This window comes from Lacibacter sp. H375 (genome assembly GCF_037892425.1).
Classification (GTDB): Bacteria; Bacteroidota; Bacteroidia; order Chitinophagales; family Chitinophagaceae; genus Lacibacter.
In genome coordinates this window covers 3,298,812-3,319,192 of sequence record NZ_JBBKTT010000001.1, presented here as the reverse complement: position 1 = coordinate 3,319,192, position 20,381 = coordinate 3,298,812, and the positions used below count along the sequence as shown (strand labels likewise).

Annotated in this window: 17 protein-coding genes and 1 tRNA gene; 8 read left to right on the top strand and 10 right to left on the bottom strand. The window is 40.4% G+C overall.

Translation table 11 applies throughout. The annotated features are described in order from the left end of the window. Window positions 1-11: 11 nt before the first annotated feature. Window positions 12-3,338: a SusC/RagA family TonB-linked outer membrane protein gene (locus WG954_RS14435; RefSeq protein ID WP_340437364.1), complete on the bottom strand. Its 3,327-nt coding sequence runs from the start codon at window positions 3,336-3,338 to the stop codon at window positions 12-14. A 225-nt stretch (window positions 3,339-3,563) separates the two neighbouring features. After that, complete coding sequence (locus WG954_RS14430; RefSeq protein WP_340437363.1) at window positions 3,564-4,130, bottom strand: helix-turn-helix domain-containing protein; 567 nt, start codon at window positions 4,128-4,130, stop codon at window positions 3,564-3,566. A gap of 585 nt (window positions 4,131-4,715) precedes the next feature. Between WG954_RS14430 and WG954_RS14425 the strand changes: the two genes are divergently transcribed. Together WG954_RS14425 and WG954_RS14420 are read left to right on the top strand one after the other, a co-directional pair. Next, a complete protein-coding gene (locus tag WG954_RS14425) occupies window positions 4,716-4,979 on the top strand; it encodes a hypothetical protein (protein ID WP_340437362.1) in 264 nt (87 codons plus the stop codon). A 129-nt stretch (window positions 4,980-5,108) separates the two neighbouring features. Beyond that, window positions 5,109-5,801, top strand: coding sequence for a sulfite oxidase-like oxidoreductase (locus tag WG954_RS14420; RefSeq protein WP_340437361.1), 693 nt, complete (start codon window positions 5,109-5,111; stop codon window positions 5,799-5,801). Window positions 5,802-6,151: 350 nt separating this feature from the next. Here WG954_RS14420 and WG954_RS14415 read toward each other — a convergent pair whose 3' ends face one another. From WG954_RS14415 to WG954_RS14390, 6 genes are all read right to left on the bottom strand, one after another. Continuing rightward, the gene (locus tag WG954_RS14415) at window positions 6,152-6,367 is read right to left on the bottom strand and encodes a hypothetical protein (protein ID WP_340437360.1); all 216 of its coding nucleotides are present in this window, start codon (window positions 6,365-6,367) and stop codon (window positions 6,152-6,154) included. A 25-nt stretch (window positions 6,368-6,392) separates the two neighbouring features. Next, window positions 6,393-6,466 (bottom strand) — tRNA-Arg (locus WG954_RS14410). A 130-nt stretch (window positions 6,467-6,596) separates the two neighbouring features. Continuing rightward, complete coding sequence (locus WG954_RS14405) at window positions 6,597-7,259, bottom strand: outer membrane beta-barrel protein (protein ID WP_340437359.1); 663 nt, start codon at window positions 7,257-7,259, stop codon at window positions 6,597-6,599. 46 nt (window positions 7,260-7,305) lie between these two features. Continuing rightward, window positions 7,306-7,983 carry a YiaD family glycine zipper/OmpA-like lipoprotein gene (locus tag WG954_RS14400; protein ID WP_340437358.1) on the bottom strand — a complete coding sequence of 226 codons (678 nt, stop codon included), beginning with the start codon at window positions 7,981-7,983 and terminating at the stop codon, window positions 7,306-7,308. Window positions 7,984-8,147: 164 nt separating this feature from the next. Next, entirely contained in the window at window positions 8,148-9,725 is a 1,578-nt protein-coding gene (locus WG954_RS14395) for an amidohydrolase family protein (protein WP_340437356.1), read from the bottom strand. 101 nt (window positions 9,726-9,826) lie between these two features. Beyond that, window positions 9,827-13,072, bottom strand: a complete 3,246-nt coding sequence (locus WG954_RS14390) for a tetratricopeptide repeat protein (RefSeq protein ID WP_340437355.1) — start codon at window positions 13,070-13,072, stop codon at window positions 9,827-9,829. Between the two features lie 54 nt (window positions 13,073-13,126). Here WG954_RS14390 and WG954_RS14385 point away from each other — a divergent pair, with 54 nt between their 5' ends. The 4 genes from WG954_RS14385 (at window position 13,127) to WG954_RS14370 (ending at window position 16,660) form a co-directional block, all read left to right on the top strand. Beyond that, on the top strand, window positions 13,127-14,389 hold the full coding sequence (locus WG954_RS14385) for a CHASE2 domain-containing protein (RefSeq protein WP_340437353.1): 1,263 nt from the start codon (window positions 13,127-13,129) through the stop codon (window positions 14,387-14,389). Between the two features lie 5 nt (window positions 14,390-14,394). Continuing rightward, a complete protein-coding gene (locus WG954_RS14380) occupies window positions 14,395-15,300 on the top strand; it encodes a hypothetical protein (protein ID WP_340437352.1) in 906 nt (301 codons plus the stop codon). 138 nt (window positions 15,301-15,438) lie between these two features. Then, on the top strand, window positions 15,439-15,912 hold the full coding sequence (locus WG954_RS14375; RefSeq protein WP_340437351.1) for a 23S rRNA (pseudouridine(1915)-N(3))-methyltransferase RlmH: 474 nt from the start codon (window positions 15,439-15,441) through the stop codon (window positions 15,910-15,912). Window positions 15,913-16,045: 133 nt separating this feature from the next. Further along, window positions 16,046-16,660, top strand: coding sequence for a rhomboid family intramembrane serine protease (locus WG954_RS14370; RefSeq protein WP_340437350.1), 615 nt, complete (start codon window positions 16,046-16,048; stop codon window positions 16,658-16,660). On the opposite strand, the gene tilS is transcribed toward WG954_RS14370, so the two are convergent. Continuing rightward, window positions 16,650-18,044 (bottom strand): tRNA lysidine(34) synthetase TilS, encoded by a 1,395-nt coding sequence (gene tilS / locus WG954_RS14365; RefSeq protein ID WP_340437349.1) that lies wholly within the window; start codon window positions 18,042-18,044, stop codon window positions 16,650-16,652. The genes WG954_RS14370 and tilS overlap by 11 nt on opposite strands. Window positions 18,045-18,136: 92 nt before the next feature. Next, window positions 18,137-18,448, bottom strand: coding sequence for a tetratricopeptide repeat protein (locus WG954_RS14360; RefSeq protein WP_340437348.1), 312 nt, complete (start codon window positions 18,446-18,448; stop codon window positions 18,137-18,139). Window positions 18,449-18,554: 106 nt separating this feature from the next. Here WG954_RS14360 and WG954_RS14355 point away from each other — a divergent pair, with 106 nt between their 5' ends. Continuing rightward, the gene (locus WG954_RS14355) at window positions 18,555-19,298 is read left to right on the top strand and encodes an electron transfer flavoprotein subunit beta/FixA family protein (protein WP_340437347.1); all 744 of its coding nucleotides are present in this window, start codon (window positions 18,555-18,557) and stop codon (window positions 19,296-19,298) included. 80 nt (window positions 19,299-19,378) lie between these two features. After that, window positions 19,379-20,344, top strand: a complete 966-nt coding sequence (locus WG954_RS14350; protein WP_340437346.1) for an electron transfer flavoprotein subunit alpha/FixB family protein — start codon at window positions 19,379-19,381, stop codon at window positions 20,342-20,344. Window positions 20,345-20,381 lie beyond the last annotated feature (37 nt).

The following is a 20,381-nucleotide window of genomic DNA, read 5'->3' as shown; positions in this document are numbered from 1 at the left end:
TGCAACTGTCTTTAAAGAGTTATGTTAATGCCGAACGTGTATAATTTCATTACCGGATAAACCAGGCCATTACTTTGTGAGATTTCAGGATCGATCTGAATATGTTTCATATTATCGAAACTCAAAAGATTGGTTCCGGTTACGTAAACTCTCACACCTGTTAAGCCATATTTGCCGATAAAATCTTTAGGCAGTGTGTACATTAATTCCAGGTTACGAAGGCGTAGGTAAGTAATATTCTGTACCCAGAAATCGCTTCGTCTTGTATAGTTGACATGATTACCGGATCCTGTACGTCGTATTGCCGGATATCTTCCCGGAATCCATGCACTATTAGGATCGAACAGATCGGCACGATGCCAGCGATCATTAAAAATGTACTCAGGAGCGTTATGACCTGCCTGAAAAGGAATTGCTAATTCGAAAATGCGGTAATAGGATTGCATGGTTGCACCAGCCCAATCGGTGGTAATGCTGAAACCTTTGTAATTGATTCCGGCACTTGCTCCAAAACTGAGGTAGGGATTATTGCCGCCAAATGTTGAGCCGTCTAATCCTGCATACCCAATAGGTCGCTCATCGAGGTTGCTGATGATGCCATCGCCATTTACATCTTTAAAAATCAAGTCGCCAGGCAAAAGCGTTCTGTTTCCTTGTCCATCATTATTTACCGGATGGTTTTTGATTTGTTCCATTGAGGAAAATTGTCCAACAACCTGGTATCCCCAATGAATATCTGCCCAACGATGATCAATTCTGTTTCTGTATTCGTCCCATGAATTACCAAATCTTGGTTTATAGATTTCCCAGATTTTTCTCCGGGCCAGCGTTCCGTTAATACTTACCGTATAACCAACCTGTTTAACCTTATTGCTATACCTTATTATTCCTTCAACTCCTTGTGTTCTTTCAGAGTTAAGGTTTTGGTTAGGCAAAGCGTAACCGGCTTCGCTGGGAAGCAATACATCATAACGTCCTGCCGGTATTCCTGTTAGCTCTCTTGAGAAAAGATCAAATTCTGCGGTAAGATCATTATTGAAAAAACCCAAATCAAGACCAATGTTTTTTATTGTACTGGTTACCCATGTGATGTTTGTAATAGGTACTCCACGCACATCAATACCTGTAACCAAACCACCGTCGAAAACATAGCTGCCACTACCAAAATCGCCGCCTGGTAAATAATCGAATGCGTTAACGCCTCTCTCCTGGCCTGTTTTACCCCATGAAGCTCTGAACTTTAAATTACTGATTGTTTTATCCAATCCTAGTCCACTAAAAAAATCTTCGTTTGACAATACCCATCCTGCTGATACACCTGGGAAAAAGCCCCATCTTTTTCCTGAAGCATAAATATGAGATCCATCATAACGTCCAAGTAATTCCAAAAGATATGTACGCTTAAAGTCATAGTTAGCCCTTCCGATAAAGGAGCCCCTTTTTGCAATTGCATATCCATCGGTTAAACCGTTCACATCTAATAATCTTATCTGCGGACTATAATTTGTCGGTGGAACAGCATTTATACTTATTGACTCATCAACCACTTTTGAATATTCGTATGCACCTGTTGCAGAAATACTATTTCGTCCAAACGTTTTGTTATAACTAAGTTGTAATTGGGCGAAATTTTCTCTTATCTCACGTCTGCTTTTGTTACGAAGAGCAAGATTCAATGGAACCGGAGTGTATGTATCAGTAGCTGATTTATAAGAATAAAAATTGATCGACCTTCTAAGTAATTCATTACTATTCTGCTTAAAATTATAAGAGTAGGTTGCCTTGGCAGTTAATCCAAAAGGCAAATCAAAGTTTGCATAAAATATACTTGCAATATTATGCCATAGGTTCTCCTGTGTACCAATGACATTCCTGTCATAAATCAAGGGATTGCGGCTGGGATTTCTTACATCAGCGTTTATGTATAATGGATTATCATTCGCATACATACGCTCTGTTGGCCACATGGTTAATATTGCTAAGAACGGATTATCATATGTGCTGGCACCTGTGGTGGAAGCAGGTTCAGATCGACCTTCTGTGCGTCCGCTTAACCTTGCTCCGAGCTTAACACCCTTTTTAACAGTGCCTTCTATATTGCTTTGGAAATTCCAACGTTTAAAATTGTATTGCTTCAGAATGCCATCCTGTTGCAAGCCTCCAAGCGATAAATAGTAATTCAATTTATCATTACCACCACTTGTATTAATATTGAGGTATTTCTGAGGCGCATTTTTTTGGATAATAAAATCACGGTAATTAGTTCCGATAAATCCCTTCTCTTTGCCTTGTCGCCACTTTTCTAAAATATCAGGTGTTGTGGTTACAGTCCTTCCTTCATTTTGTTCCGCTTCTGCTAGAGCACGTACATAAGTGTATGCATCAGATGCGTTGGGATATCTTGTTACGTTCTGCATTGAATAATAAGTATTAATGCTGAGTGTATTTTTAGCTGCGGAACGACCTTTCTTTGTTGTAACAAGAACAACACCATTTGATGCACGAAACCCATAGATTGTAGCAGATGCATCTTTAAGAACTGAAATATTTTCTATATCCTCGGCACTTATATTATTAAACTGTCCTTCGCTTTGAGGAACACCATCAATAACATAGAGAGGCTCGCCCAGATTTCTGATTTGAATTGCAGTACCGGCACCGGGCCTTCCCGTAGTTTGACGTGCAGTAATACCCTGCACTTTACCAACCAATGCACCGGAGGTTGTAGATTGTGGCGTTCGCATTAAATCAGCTGAACTAATTGAACTTACTGCACCTGTAACACTTCCTTTTCTCTGTGTACTGTAACCAACAATAACAATGTCATTTAAATTACTGCTCTTTGCAGTCATTGTAACATTAACAGTTGTTTGATTGCCAATTTTTATCTCCTGACTGAGAAAGCCTACATAAGAAAAAATGAGTGTTGCATTGGGAGTGGCTTTAATTGTATAAACCCCCTGGCTGTTTGTAGTTGTAGTTTCATTCGTATTTTTTATATTAACAGTTACACCAGCCAGAATGCTATCGCTGCTGGCAACTTTGCCGGTTACTGTAATTGATTGCCCATTAGCTGTGTATATAAAAAGAACGCAAAATGAAAAGACTGACAGTAACCTTATTGCCCTGCTTTTAAAATTCAATCTTCGTAAAAAAGGAATGCCAAATAAAATACTTGGCAGTAAGGATTTTTTTCGTGTCGTTCCGGTCTTTTTATAAGCGGAACCTTTAATGAATACTGTTTCACTAAGTAAACCCAAATGAATGCCAGTTAGTTTCATTACGTCAGCATGTGTGCAGAACATGCTTGGTTTTGGTTTGGTTGATGGCTGATACATATAGCAATCTTTGTTTAGTTTTTAAATTTTAGACAATAAGGGGCCCTAAGAATATTTCAATTCGTTTTTTAGGCCAATAAATGAAAAGTGAAAACTGCGTATTAGATCATAAGCAATAATTAAGCAATCGTTATATAGAAAATAATATCATCAAATAGTTCAGGCAATAAAATACCGTTACCAAAAAATGGTTTAAAAAAATAACTCCAAAACATGAATAGAGACTTACACGAAAATGTCTAAATACACTACTTCGTCTGAAACAGGGCTAATACCATGCTTTTGTACGGAATTAAAATACAAGCAATCTCCTTCATTCAGCAGGTGTTCCACTTCGCCTACCTGCATCTTCATTTCGCCTTTAATTACATAAATAAATTCTTCGCCCTCGTGCGATAATTCATGCGGCACCACTTCGTTCTTTTTTGCAACAAATAAAAACGGTTGCATTTTTTTTTCGTGGTACTCTGAAGCATAGGGGTAAATTGAATAACCTTTATCCGTTGCGGTTAAGTTGTCTAGGGCTTTCTGACGTGTTGTCACAATGGCATTCAAAAATCCTTCATGTTCAAGAAGACTTGAAATGCTCGTGCCTAATGCCTTTGCAATTTTAACCAGTGCCGCAACAGATGGAACGGTTTTGTTATTCTCTATTTTGGAAATCATACTCTTCGACAATTCGCTTGCCTCTGCAATTTCCTGCATCGTTCTGTTCTGATTCATGCGAAGCACCTTAATTCTATCTCCGATATTGAGGTTACTTATTTTCTCTTCAAGTAATATATCCAACATGAAACTTTGTTTACTTTTTCGACCCTTTGTTTACTTTAATTCAACTTTGTTGAATGCTAATGTACAAAGTTTTCTACTCCCGCAAACTTTTTTCTAATAATTTTTATTTTTTTTATTGTGACCGAATATGAGCTGGTTAAGGGGGAAACATACAGGATAGACATATCTTAATGATGGAGAAGTGTTTAACTGGCTCTATTTCTGAATACTATAATCATGCAATCCGAAGGAGCTTGCTTTTTGGGTCAGCAAGGAACTTTGGATTTCGCATTTTGATTTTAATGTAGGATTTGCATAACTCGCATTTTTTAGAGAAGTTGAATCGAAGTTTGGTCCTTTTAGTTGTGAATTTAAAGCTGGGAAGAAAGCAAATCATTAGCATGCGTAATAGTTATGTTTTATGGAACTCCAGCAATTGCTTTAGATCGTTGATGAGCAAGTTCGAACTTTGGCTAGTCCTGGGCACGAATAAAAGAAAAGGCAATTCAAATTGAAATGCTTTTTTAAGTTGGGCGGAAACGACCTCTGTTTGACAAGCAGAACCATTTTTATTTTCTGGTCATAACCTTTTTCACCTTTACAACAATGCTCTCCGCATTTAATCCAAATTTTCCCATCAGCTGTGCCGGGGTACCACTCTCTCCAAATGAATTAGCTACTCCAATCATTTCAACCGGTGTTGGCATCTTTTCCATTAAAACACTGATCGTTTACTACAATGGACAACGCAGACATTTTAAATCAATGACGCCACCGGAAACTGTGCAACAATTATTCGAAACGTTATCATCCATCGCCATCGATAAAAAATTAAAGCGGGCAACTGTAAAAAAAGATATCGAAGAATAAAGAATCGGTTACATCCAACATAAAACCAGTTAACATCACTAACATGTAAAAGAACTTTCCCGTAACCGGAATATACAGTGGCAATGATGGAGAGAGTTATTCGTTATTTTTATAAAATAAATACGCACAATGCACGAATCTGAAAAACTAAACCGGATTGTTGAAGCCAGGATGAAACTGAAAGCAAGGTTTGAAACAAAAATTCAATCAACCCCTTCAGTTGCTGATGACAAACCTTTGGGCACAGGCAGTATTAACCGACATGGGATGCCTGTTTTACCAATAGGACAAACGATTACGCATAAATGGCCGGTGTTGGATCTTGGCCACCAACCTGCTATTTCATTAAATGACTGGAGACTTATTGTGGATGGAGAAGTTGAGAATCCCTTAAACCTCACATGGGAAGAATTTCTTGCCTTACCACAATCGCAGGACACTTCCGATTTCCATTGTGTTACCACCTGGTCAAAACTCAATATGATTTGGAATGGCGTAAGATTTATTGACCTCGCAGCCGTTGCACAACCCAAAGAAACAGCAACCCATATCATGTGCTATAGTTATGACGACTACAGTGTCAATGTTTCGTTGGAAGAAGCATTGAAACCCGATGTATTGATTGCTCATACTGTAGATGGAAATCCATTACCAAAAGAACATGGCGGTCCGGCACGCATGATTACTCCACAGCTATATGCATGGAAAGGAGCTAAATGGATCAACAGAATAGAGTTTCTTAAAGAGAACAAATTGGGTTTCTGGGAACAAAGAGGCTATTCAAATACAGCTTATCCATGGAGAAACGATAGGTATAGCTAATGTGTATGAAGGAGCATTAAAATAGTAGAACAAATTTGTACGCCCGGGGGCTTACGCAGTGGACCCGGGATTTATAAATCCTAACTCCCAGGTTCGGTACAGCAGACCTAATCCCTAATTCCCAATCCCTTTGCCTATTGCTCATTGCCTACCGCCTCATCCTTCGCTCATCCTTCGCTTATAAGGGCAGGATACTCCCACTCAACTCCCACTCAACTCCCATGATACTCCCTATTAAAAGCGCTCACCACGTATAAATCCGACCGCTTTCAACCCCCACACCACCACTCCGGAATGCACACCGCATGCCTGTCTGCACCTGTACTCATTTAACCGGTTGGCTTTTCCTTTTACACCCATTGCTTTACATCGGTGGCCTCCATGGCAGCGGTAAGGCAAGGAGCACCAAAAGAGTCATCTTCCTGGATATTTCGTGTAAATAGTAGCGTTACGGTGATGATTGTTATCAACTCATAATTATCAGGCATTGAAAGCAGCGAAAAAAATGTATTGTCACCAGCAGCAACAAACCCGTGAAAAGTAGCGCAACAAAAAAAGGGTTTCATAAATGAAACCCTTTTACATTGTTTGTGACCGCGTCAGGATTCAAACCTGAAACCTTCTGATCCGTAGTCAGATGCTCTATTCAGTTGAGCTACGCAGCCATTCCGTTTAACGGGCTGCAAATATAAGACGGTTGGTTTGAAATTTGAAATCTTTATCTGTTTCTATGGAGAAAAATAAAAATCCCCCAATACATGGGGGATTCATTATAAGGAACGGATGAACCCGTTATCAGAATTTGTAACCAACTGACAAACCAAAACCTGTATTACGTGATGCCGTTTTATCGCTCACGCCTGTTATTTCAGGATTGATCTTTGCCAAACCCAACTGCGCATTTAACTGTATACTGAACTTGCTGCTCATTTCATAACCTACCAGCAAATTAGCACCCGCATCTAAACGACGGGCATAAGGCCCGGAAGCATATTGCGCTGGAGTAATCTCGTTCTCAAATTCTATTTTTTGTTCATTGTCGTTATCATCGCTAACATTACCCGCAATAGCAAAACCTACATAGGGACCTACACCTAGTAACATATGACCTGTGCCTAACATTGGCTTAAATAGAAATGTTACGGGAACATCGATATAATGTAATGAAGTTTGAATCTCAGTATCGTTCAGTTTAGCTCCTTTACCGGAATACAAAACAGCAGGCTGAACGTAAAACTGGTCTGCTAATGGAATATCCACTGTAAGTCCACCCTGGAAACGTGGAACAAGCTTGTTTTCAAGTTTGTCACCGTTGGCCATCTTCCCATTAATGTTCTGCAGATTCACACCTGCACGGATACCAAAACTGATACCCGAAGATGAACTGGTTGATTGTGCCGTTGCGGTAAAATATGCCCCTGATAAAATCAGGGCTGTCGAAAAAAAGATCTTTTTCATAATAATGATGAGTTTAGTTTTTATAAATGGGTTATTTCGATTTTAATTACTGTCCGCTTCCTGCTTCTTTCTTAGCGTCAGCTTTCATTTTTTCATTTGCTGTGATCAGGAACTCTACTCTCCTGTTTTGCGCTCTTCCTTCTTCTGTATCATTGCTGTACTTGGGATAATTTTCACCCATTGCTTTTGGATTCATACGGGAATTAGGAATGCCCTTATCGATCAGGTACATCATTACAGAATTAGCCCTGCGTTGAGATAACCCATCGTTATAAGCATCTGAACCTTTATTATCTGTATGGCCTTGAATTTCGATGTTTGTATCAGGATATTTTTTGAGAATGGTTACAAATTCATTCAAACTTGTTTTTGCACTTGATTTTAAGCCAGCCTGATCGTAATCAAACAATACCTTACTTTCAAATTCAATTTCAATGCCCTCGCCTACACGCTCTACTTTTGCATTCGGCACATCTTTTTTAATCTCTTCTGCCTGCTTGTCCATTTTCTTGCCAATCAATACACCGGCCGTGCCACCTACTGCGGCACCAATAATGGTTCCCAATGCTGTGTTACCTGATGCCCGGCCAATAACGGCGCCTACTGCCGCTCCGCCTGTTGTACCAATAATGGCGCCTTTTTGCGTTTTTGTCATTCCCTTACATGCGGCCAATACTATACTCAGTGATAGTAGGTAATAAACGGCCTTAGTTGTCTTTCTCATAAAAAAAAATTTGTTCTACCCTCCTTTGCCAAAGATTGTGCCAGCAACATCATTTTATAAAAAAAGAGCCACAAAAAGCGGCTCTTATATCATTAAGTATTAATTACTTATTTGGTCTACGGGTATATATAGGCATCCCGCAACTGCCTTCAAATTCAGGCAAACTATTCCATTCCGGGCTGCTTTAATTGCCAGCCTGTTTTTTTCTTTTCATCAAGCACCATTTGTTTTACATCAGCCAACAGCTTCTTTGCATCATACACAATACCATCTTTGATGGTAAATTTTACCCCCCCTGCACGAATCACTTTATTTTCTGTATTTAATTGAATAGCCCCGGTTCCGTACAGCAACTGAAGATTTTCTAAAGGATTTACATCTATCACAACAAGATCAGCCAGCTTACCTGTTTCAATACTGCCGATCTCTTTTTCCATACCCAATGCCTGTGCACCATATAATGTTGCAGAGCGAATGACTTCTAACGGATGAAAGCCTGCTTCACGCATTAACTCCAGTTCACGGATATAACCAAAGCCATAGGTTTGATAAATGAAGCCATTATCGCTGCCGGTTGTTACACGGCCGCCACGGTTTTTATATTCGTTGATGAATGTCATCCACAGGCGGTAATTTTCTTTCCATTGCACTTCCTGCTCTGTTCCCCAGCTGTGCCAGTAACTGCCATGCGAGACACGACTTGGTTCATAAAATTTCCAGAGTGATGGCAAGGTATAATCTTCGTGCCACTCCGCTCGTCTTGCACGTTGCAGATCACGGTTGGCCTCATAAATATTAAAAGTGGGATCAAGTGTAAAATCAAGTGCAAGCAATTCATTCATCACTTTATTCCAATGATCACTGTATGGCGCTGCCGCCTGTTTCCATAATTTACCTGCTTCTTCAAAGCGATGTTGTTCGTTGCTGTAATTATAGGAGAGTGGATATTGTTGAATGGTTTGTTGTGTAAACAATGCTTCGGGCAAACCATACCAATGCTCCATTGAGGTCATACCTGCTTTCGCAGAGTTCACCACATTCCAACGGGCCACATCCATTTGTGCATGATGACAACAACTCCGTAATCCCAGTTTTTTATTTTCACGGATAGCAGCATCCATAATATCGGGAGCTGCACCAAAAAATTTAATGCCATCTGCTCCTTTCTGCGCATTTTCCCGAACCCATGCAATAGCTTGTTCTGGTGTGGAGATGGTTTGTTTGCTTCCCTGTCCGAATGCAGTGTAAGCAAAAATGCGTGGTGCTGTAATTTTATTAGCAGCGCTTAACTTTTTTTCTTCCAGCACCCAATCGAGACCGTTACCGCAGGAAGGGTCTCGAATTGTGGTGATGCCATGCGCCATCCAAAGCTTAAACACATATTCAGCATTCGCACCTTGCCCGGTGCCGCCAATATGGCCATGCATATCAATAAAACCGGGCAATACATAATGCCCTTCAAGGTTCATTTCTTTGCCGCCTTCTTTTAACTTAGGACGACGATCGTTATTAATTACAACACCGGGATAACCAACATTAGCGATCTGTACAATTTTGTTTTTCTCGATCACAATATCAACAGGTCCCATTGGAGGTGCGCCTGTACCATTGATCATTGTAACACCCCGAAGAATTAATTGAGAGTAAGATTCGCCTTCGCTTTTAACGGGAGCTTTCGTTACCTGTGCTGAAACAACAGAAAACATGCAAAGGAATGCAATTGCAGTTGTAATTAATCTCATAGCAATTTTAGTTGTGCTGAAATTTACAACTATTCAGATAACGGGCATTGTTTTGCATAACCGTTAGCATAAAACTGTGATGAAGAGACTACCTAAATCGATCAGAATTTTTCGCCGGGGAAATATTTTCCCATTAGTGCTTTAAATGGGGCTGTATTGCGGATCGCAGCAAACTCTTTCTGGCTCCACACCTCTCCACCTTCGCCGTATTTCAGCTTCAAAGCATTTTCAAGTGTTGAAATAGCTTTTGCATCGTTCTTTAATGCAGCGTAAGAAACAGCGAGGTAATAATAGCCCGAGCCACTTTTTGAATTTGCTTTCACCAAACGTTCAAGATAAGGAACGGCCTTATCGTATTTGCCTGTATTAACTTGTATCAGACCAATGAACAACAGCGGATTCTCATACACAGAATCGAGCTTTAATGCCAATTCATAATAAGGCAATGCTTCGTCGAACCGTTGCTGCACATAAAACAGGTTGCCGAGATTGTTATACGCTCTGAATAATGACTTGTCTAACTCAACCGCACGCAATAAATATACTTTCGCCGAATCGTATTGTTTGTAACGGAGATAAACCACACCCACACTATTGTACAGGTCGGCAATCTCAGGCCGCAACCTGATAGCTTCCTGCAAATACCTGATGGAAGAATCGGGTTCGCTCATATCACGGAACAAATCAGCCATATCGATCAACACTGAAATGTTTTCATTATTGAATTGATAAGCCTGCCGGTAGTTTTCCAGAGCAAGTTCCGGTTGGTTTTGTTTCTTATGCAACAAAGCAATGCTGTTATAGATCTGCGCATTTCCGGGACTTAATGCAAGCGCCCTGTTTAAACAAAGAAAAGCTGAATCGTATTGACGTGTACGGTCATACACTGCTGCCAGGTTGCTGTACAGTGATGAATTGAGTGTATCGAATTTAATGGCAGTGAGGAAATATTTCCTTGCAGAATCTGTTTGATTTTTCCTGTAGTAGTAAACACCAATTGAATTATAAGTACCGGCATCGCCTGCATCCACATCAATGGCTTTATTAAAATATACATTGGCAGAATCGTACATTCTTGAATTCTGGTAGAAGGTTGCAAGACTGATGTACGCATTTTTTGATTTAGGATTCATGCGGATGATCTTCTGCAGATAAAAAGCAGCAGAATCAGGACGTCGTCCTTGTTCATGCAAACGAGCAAGATCAAGGTATGGTTGTGTATAGTTTGAATCGAGTTTTATGGAGCTGTGATAATAATGTAAGGCAGAATCAGCAAGGTTGATCTCTTTAAAGAAGTTACCGAGCAATTCGTAAACATAAGCCTTGTCGGGATAATAATTTACACTACGCAGGTAAAAGATACGTGCAGAGTCGTAACGCTTCATAGCACCATACACTCTTGCTAATCCGTTATATGCATATACAAAAGAGGAATCCTTTCTTACAGTCTGGTTAAAAAATTCAATGGCCTCTTTGTACTTGCCTTTGTCTTTCATTAGCCAACCAAGGTTATTGAGCGCCGATACATTTGAAGGATCGAGCTGCAATCCTTTACGATACCAGTTTTCTGCTTTCTCTACCCTGCGTTGTTGAAATTCGAAGTAACCAAGATCAACATAAGCATCTGCATTTTTAGGATCAACTGAAATAGCCTTTTCATAAAACGTACGGGCAAGATCAAAACGCTTCATCTGCGTATATGCAAATGCTGCTGTTGTATAAGGATAGCGCCATTTCGGTGCTTTGCTGATGGCTTTTAAACTGTAGTACACCGCACTATCGGGTTTCTTTAACTGTAATTGTAAAGATGCAATTGTGTGAAGCACGTAGGCAGCATTACTGTCCAACGCATAGGCCTGGTAGATAAGATCTCTTGCAGCCTGCATGTTGGTAACATTATTCTTTCCATCAAAATAACTTCTTGCCTGGAAGAAATATAATTTCCCTTTCAATGATGTGATTAACGATTGCTCAGTAGGCTCAACAAGATCGATCGCCTTTTTCATCATCATTGCCACTTTTTCAAAATCGAGCCCGGCAATATATTCAAGCCGTTCAATACCCGATTGAATTTCTTCGCTCCGGTCATTATCATCAAGCTGCGTTCTTATTTGCTGTATGCCAGCTGCATCTTTTCCACTTAAATACAAATTGATCTTTCGTTGCGCAAAATTGATAAACTCGGCGGCAAGTGTTTGTTTTGCATCAATCGTCAGCACATCATCTGGAAAAAATTTCTGTAACTGATCAAAGTAAAAATTAGCAGAACTGTCGCCGGTGAGTTTGTTGTTCTTGATCGATTGGCTAAACTGGCTATAGATTCGAATAATATTTGTATCAGCAAGTGTTGCTCCTCTCCCCCTGGCATTAACAACCATGTCATTAATTCCCTCACCATCTGTCATGCCGTTGAGATTTTTACCTTTCTCCCATTGCAATAAATATGCACTGTCAACATTGGCAACATATTTCCGACCGTTATCATCGCAACAAATAAATGGTTCCTGTTTGCGTTTATATTTCTTTTCTGCAACCACAGGCACCTTCGATAAAACATATGAACGAAGCTCCACCAATGTAATAATGCCATCTTTTCCTTCGTAGCCATCTGCCAAACCACTCAATCCATCAACGAGGTAATAGGTAAAAAGCCCATGTCCGGTACCGATAGTAGCATCTTCCATCGACTCTTGCCCGGCACCTGTTGCAAGCATGATCACTTCACCTGCTTTACGTTCTGAAATGGCAGAGTTCAATATTTGTTGCCCATCCTGACCGCCCGGCAATTCATTAGTGCGACAGGCATCCATGATCAGGTATATCTCTACCTGCTTGCGGCTTAATTCTGCAATACGGCTTTTTAAATTATATAACTGTATACTGCCGGTTACAATGTAATTATTTTTATCACCCGCAGGGTTACAGTCATACGTAAGAAAGAAATATTCATCCTGGTTAATTGCATCGCCGTGACCTGCGAGATAAATATATAAGCGATCGCCTTGTTTCAAATTTTTCTGCCGCAACCAGGCCATTCCCTTCACCCAGAAATTAGCAGAAGTTGCCTGTTCATTCACAAGAAAAAGCATTCTGTCGTCAGGAATACTTCCTGCACCTGCTGATTTCAAATAATCACGGAATAATCCTGCATCGCTGTCGGCATATGACAAAGGACGAATATGTTGGTAAGTTGAGATGCCTAATATCATTGCATAGCTTTGCCCGACTTTAGGCGTAGCGCTTGTATCAACTGCAGCAGTTGGAGCAGTGGTCTGGGCTAATGATATTTCTGTGTGAAGTATAAAAAATGCAGCACACAGAATAAGGAAGGCTTTACAATTTCGCATATATTCGAAGGCGAAAGTAGTTAAACAGATTTAAGAAGACAAGTATCAAACTAAATGCACTCGCCCCCAAAACCACCAACCGGAAAAAAATCAACATCATTTTTTAAACGGGCCTATCAATGGCTTAACCATTTCTACCTGCGGTATCTTTTTAAACGGGATACCATCCTGTCGACTTTTTCCGTGTTCATTGTTATTGGTTTGTTTTCCCTTTTGCCATTAAATACAGGTATTCTCAATCCTTTTAAAACGGCCTTAAAGGATCTTGACTTTAACGATATCTCTTATTCTGTACTGAACAAAAATGAAAACACGCCGATTGATAACCGAATTGTTATCCTCAATATAGGCAATGCAGACAGGATGGGCCTGGCGTTGATGATTGAAAAACTCAGGATTGCCCAACCAAAGGTAATAGGGCTTGATGTGAATTTTAACGGCCCCAAAGAACAGCAAAGCGATTCATTGCTCAGGCATATGATCGGCAGCACACCCAATCTTGTCATCGTATCTCAACTCGACTGGACGAGAAAAACCGATCCTGAGAAAATCGGCTACTTCGGGGTTTTTACTTCAAACAGAGGTTATGCCAATTTAATTGGTGAGGAAGGTGGCACCATCCGAAACTTTTCTCCATTTGAGAAAAGCAAAAGCAAAATTTACACAAGCTTTCCGGCGGCAATTGTTGCAAAGGCAGACAGTGCAGCTTTTATAAAATTAAAGAACCGAAAACGTGAGTATGAAGTAATTCATTACAGCCGTAAGCTCGATCAGTACATGCTGATCGAAGGCACTGACTTACTGGACGACAATATTGCACCTGAACTTTTTAAAGATAAGATCGTGTTGATGGGTTACATCAATCCCGATCCGTTTAACGTGGAGGATAAACATTTTACCCCGCTCAATAAACAGTTTGCAGGCAAGTCGACTCCTGATATGAACGGAATTGTGATCCATGCGAATATTATCTCTATGATACTTGATGGAAAATATATCCGGGATATACCTTCAGGCATTTTCTGGGTCATTACAATTCTTATTGCCTGGCTGCATGTAGCACTTTTCATGCGATATTATATTGAAGACCATATATGGTTTCACCTGGTGGCAAAAGTGGCACAGATATTTTTCGCCATTCTTTCGGTTTACGTTGGTATCATGTGTTTCGACTGGTTCAGCATTAAAATTGATACCAAAATATCGCTGATTGTGATTATCTTGGCCATCGATATAATCTATTTCTACGAAGCGCTTGCCGTATGGCTACATACAAAATTTGGTTTTCAAACCAGTTTTCACTCAAAATCACATTAATTAACATGAAGCACATCCACATTCTCCTGTTGCTCACTCTTTGCAGTGCAACAACCCAGGCGCAAAAAGCAAATTCATTTCTCATCTACTCGGTAAAAGGTTCTGTTTCTGTTGTTGAAAACAGCAAAGGGACCAAAGCACAGATCGGGAAATTGCTCACCGACAAATCAACACTTACTGTTGGCGCTAACTCATTGATCAGTATTATTTGTAATGAAAGCAGTTTGTTTTCTATTACAAAACCCGGAACCTATACCATGGACCAGTTCAAAGACTCCTGTTTGTCGAACAAAAGTTCCATTACTTCAAACTACCTGAAATTTATCTGGAACCAGCTTACCACTCCAAAAGGAAGCCCGGAAAAAAACCGCAAAAGCTACATGAATAACGTAGGTGCGGTTAGCCGTACGAATATTAGTATCTGGATCGATTCAAGGCTTGATACAATTAACTACTACTCCGGCAATTTCCCAGTTTCATGGAAATGCTATTCTGATGCCGATGAATTTACATTCGACATTTACAATGAAGCTGATGCCACAAAACCAATTTTTCAAAAGGTAGTGAAGAAAACAACTGTTCCTATTTCTGACTTCGCATCGAAACTGAAAAAAGGAACGCCTTACTTCTGGCAGGTGAATGTGAAGAATGAAGATCCTGAGAAACGCAAAGTGATCTATGTTTGGGACAAAGCATCATTTGAAAAATTAGTGGCGCAATTACGTAATGCAGAAAAAGGTGCTGAAACTCCTGCTGAAGAAAATTTCAGGATCGGTTTCTTACTCGAGTCGGCACGTTTTTATTCTGATGCATATGGATACTATCAGAAAGCTGCGCAGTTAAATCCTGAACTTGAACTGTATAAGAAAACACTCGAAGCATTCCGTAAAGATTATGCTATCGGGCAATAATATTATTTTCCTGACTTTCCATGAACCGGTTGCATTTTTGCAGCCGGTTTTTTTGTGTAAAAGAAAAAATGAACGATCAATTCGGTTCTTCCGAAATTTACCGCCGAACAGTTTAATCACCTTTTTGTAAGTGAACATATGAAGATTCGATTCTGGAGTATTGGCAAAGCACATGAACCGTATGTAAAAGCAGGTGTGGAAGATTTCACAAAACGCATCTCAAATTACTACCCGGTTGAGTGGACCATTATTCCTGTGCCTAAAAACGCCGGTATGTTGAGTGAAGCTGATCTGAAAAAGAAAGAAGGTGAAATCATTCTCGGCTGGTTGCAGAAAGATGATTACCTCGTTGCATTAGATGAACGTGGTAAGCTGATCAGCAGCGAAGGCCTGGCAGAATTTATTATGAAGCGTGGAAACGAGAGTGTGAAGAACCTGGTGTTCCTTATTGGTGGGGCATTTGGTATTGATGAAGCAGTGATGAAAAGAGCGAACTATAAATGGAGTTTATCACCACTTGTTTTCCCACATCAATTAGTACGATTGATACTTGCAGAACAGGTGTACAGAGCTTGCAGCATTAACAGGAACGAAAAGTATCATCATAGTTAAATGGATGTCTGACTTAGGATGTAGGATTTTAAATTTGTTGTTAATTGGCGTTTGACTTGACTAGTCACGACTGACCATTCACAACTGACTATTGCCCATTTCTCATTAGCTTTGAAAACAAACAACGTATAGCATGGAGTTTACAATTACGGTTATTATCATCATCATCACTTGTATCATTTCATTTACAGCGTTCAACAGTGAGAAGATCATCAACGATCTTATTTTCTGGCCACCGATGATCCAGGAGAAAAAACAATTCTACCGTTTTGTTACTTCAGGTTTTATACATGCCGATATTCCGCATCTTGCATTTAACATGATCACCTTGTATTTCTTTGGCCGTTTGGTTGAGGAAATCCTGTTTATCCCAAGGATTGGGAAGACCGGCTACCTGCTTTTTTATATTGCCGGCATCATAGTGTCTGAAATACCTTCCTACATTAAACATCGGAACAATTACAGTTACCGTAGCTTGGGTGCGTCGGGTGCGGTTACGGCTGTTCTGTTTTCGTTTATTTTGTTGGCCCCTTGGCAAACAATCTATGTTTTCTTTCTTCCTGTACCTGCAATTATTTTTGCGGCATTGTATGTTGGCTATTCAATTTACATGGACCGCAAAGGTGGTGACAATGTAAATCACAGTGCACACTTATGGGGGGCTGCATGGGGCGTTGCGTTTACACTAATTATGGAGCCTGCGATCATCAATCGTTTTATTGATCAACTGATGCATCCTAGTTTTTAATGTAACTGATCTGTAATACATCCTTGGTTGAAGGAATCAATTTGAACCGGTCATCAATACGATGGCCGACTACCCAAACGATCTTCTTGTTACTTTCCAACACCCACAGTTTTTCTTTTTGGGTTTTGGAAAGTTTAGCATCAATTAGGAAACGGGCCACTTTCTTTTTCTTCTTCATACCAAGTGGATAGAAGTAATCGCCTGTTTTCCATTTACGAAGTACCATTGGAAAAGCAATTCCTTTTACATCGAGCAATGCAATGTTATTAGGTGAAGCAAATTCAACTTTTGAAGCTTCAATTTTTCTGAATGCCAAACGCCCCTCTTCAAACAAAACCTCTGTATCTTTTTCTTCAATGATGATCGTGGCAGATTCAACCGACTGAACAGCTGAAATAATAAACCAATGCCGGTGTTTGATGATGCGGTAATGAAAGGAAGGTGAATCGATGTACTTGCCTGAATCACTTTCAGCCAGCTTCAACACCTCATCGATCTGCTTTTCTGAAAAACCATATGGATGAATGACCTCGTAGATCAATGCTTTGTTCTTGTATTCCAGCAGCTGTTTGACAGGGATATGAATTTCATTACCCTTGACTCTGCACAGTTTTTTTATGATGGCTTGTGTTGAGAGTTTGTACAGTTGCTCTATTTCCAAAAAGCGGTTGATGTTATCCGTGAGATTTGTTTTTACTTGCGGATATACGTTTTCAATAGCAGGAATAATTTCATTCCTGAAAAAGTTGCGTGTGTATTTGGATGATTGATTAGATGAATCTTCCCTGAACTGCAAACCTTGTTCCGTTGAATAATCCAGCAACTCCTGTTTTGTAAATGACAACAATGGGCGCTTTATATGTCCGTTTTCAACAGAAATACCTGTGAGTCCATGTAAACCGGTACCACGGAAGAAATTCATCAGCAGTGTTTCGATATTGTCGTCGGCATGATGGGCAGTGAGGAGATGAGTGATAAGCGAAGGGTGATGAGTATGAGTCACCTTAACTTGTTTTTCCCCATTAACCATTGACCATTGACCATTGACCATTTCTTCAAACCAAGTATAACGTAATGCTCTTGCTGCTTCCTGGATCGACAGCTTGTTTGCTGCTGCATATTCCTCTGTATCGAATTTCTTCACCAGTACTTCAACATCGTATTTTTCACCGAGCGAACGTACAAATGTCTCATCTGCATCACTCTCCTCTCCTCTCAATTGAAAATTACAATGAGCAATGCTGAATCGGTAGCCGGCTTTGTGGCAGAGATCAACCAAAACAATGCTATCGACTCCGCCGCTAACGGCCAGCAGTAGTTGATCGTTTGATTGAAAAAGATGATGAAGCTGAATGTATTGTTGAAAACGGGAAAGTAAATTCATGTAATTAGATCACAGATGAAGTGAGCAAAGTAGTACAAGTGTGCGACGCAACAAAAGATTAATCAAGGCAAAGTGGCCGGAAACAAAAAATCCTAAAACGTCAATTCCTCCCAGGCACCTCTCAGCTCACCCAAAGCATGCTGCTCTCCTTTTTCCTTCGCCACCTGCATTCCTTTTTGGTACCATTCAATGGCTTTATCGTTATCACCAATCCGCTCAAACAATTTACCGAGATGGTAATAAGAACCAACGTAGCCCGGCTCATCGGCTAGTAATCCTTCAAAAAGTTGACGGGCTGTCTCATCATCGCCCAGCTTACTATATTCCAGCGCCAATGCATGCTTCAGAAAACTATCGGTGGGATTTGCTTCCAGAAATTTCTTCAACTGTTCAATTCTCTCCATATCTGTGAATATTTTTTGCTACAATATTGCTGGCGTGAAGCACAAAGCTTTATCTTTGTATAGTTGCATAAACAACTATTTTTAACCTCATACAAAATTTGCTTGCATGAAGATTTTAGTTTGTATCAGTAAAACGCCTGATACCACCGCAAAAATAGCTTTCACCGATAACAACACAAAGTTTGCGCAGGATGGCGTGCAGTGGATCATTAATCCGTACGACGAATGGTATGCTTTGGTACGTGCCATTGAACTGAAAGAAAAAGATCCTTCTACCGTTATTCATCTTGTAACTGTTGGACCTGCCGATGCAGATCCCATCATCCGTAAAGCCTTGGCATTGGGTGGCGATGAAGCCATTCGTGTAAATGCTGATAGTCACGACAGTTTTTATATTGCTGCACAAATTGCAGAGATCGCCAAACAAGGTGCATACGACTTAGTATTTACAGGTAAAGAAACCATCGATTATAATGGTTCATCTATTGGTGGTATGGTTGCCGAGTTACTCGATCAACCTTATGTATCGCTTGCAACCAAATTCGACATCAATGGCACAATTGCAACGATCAATCGTGAAATTGAAGGTGGCGAAGAAACATGCGAGGTTAGTCTGCCCGTTGTTGTCAGTTGCCAGAAAGGAATGGCCGAGCAACGCATCCCCAACATGAAAGGAATTATGGGCGCACGTACAAAACCGTTGAAAGCAGTTGAACCTGTAGCCGTAGATGCATTGACATCTGTTTCTTCGTTTGAATTGCCTCCTGCAAAAGCCGGTGTAAAACTGGTTGATCCGGAGAATGTAGGAGAATTGGTGAGATTACTTCATGAAGAAGCCAAGGTAATTTGAGAATTTGAACATGTGCTAATGTGAAAATTAGCCATTCAATCATCTTCTCTCATTTTCAAATTTTCAAATTTTCAAATTTTATGTCTGTTTTAATATTCATCGACTCTGCCGAAGGTCATGTAAAAAAATCTTCGTTTGAAGCATTAACTTATGGTGCACATTTAGCCAAACAACTCGGCACAAGTGCCGAAGGCGTTTTGTTGGGAACAGTGGCTGATGATGTGGCAGCATTGGGGAAATATGGTGTTACAAAAATTCATCATGTTGCCAACGAGAGCTTAAACCATGTGGATGCACAGGTGTATACCAAAGCAATTGCTGATGTGGCCACTGCTGCAGGTGCAACTGTGATCGTCCTTTCACATAATGTAACAGGTAAAGCTGTTTCACCACGACTGAGTGCAAGATTAAAAGCAGGTTTGGTAGCCGGTGCAGTTGGTTTGCCCGATACAAGTAATGGATTTGTTGCAAAGAAAGGCGTGTTCAGTGGAAAAGCATTTGCACATATTGCTGTGAGCACTCCTGTAAAAATTCTTTCCCTAAGCCCTAACTCATTTAAGACAGAAGCTGGTGAAGGAACTGCAGAAGTGGTTGCAGCAAATTTTACTGTTGATACAGCAAAAGTAAAAGTAACGGCAACGAATAAGGTAACCGGACAGGTTCCGTTAAGCGAAGCTGAATTGGTGGTAAGTGGTGGCCGTGGTTTGAAAGGACCAGAGAATTGGGGCATGATCGAAGAACTGGCTGGTTTACTCGGTGCTGCTACTGCATGTAGTCGCCCTGTAGCCGATGCACATTGGCGTCCGCATCACGAACATGTTGGACAAACAGGGGGTGCCATTGCACCCAATCTTTATGTTGCTGTCGGTATCAGCGGTTCTATCCAGCACCTTGCCGGTGTAAACCGCAGCAGAGTGATCGTTGTGATCAATAAAGATCCGGAAGCACCGTTCTTTAAAGCAGCCGACTATGGTATTGTGGGCGATGCTTTTGATGTGGTACCGAAAATGATACAGGAAGTAAAGAAACTAAAGGGAGTAGCTTAAGTCATCCGATAGTGGATAGTCTTTAATCGATAGCCTT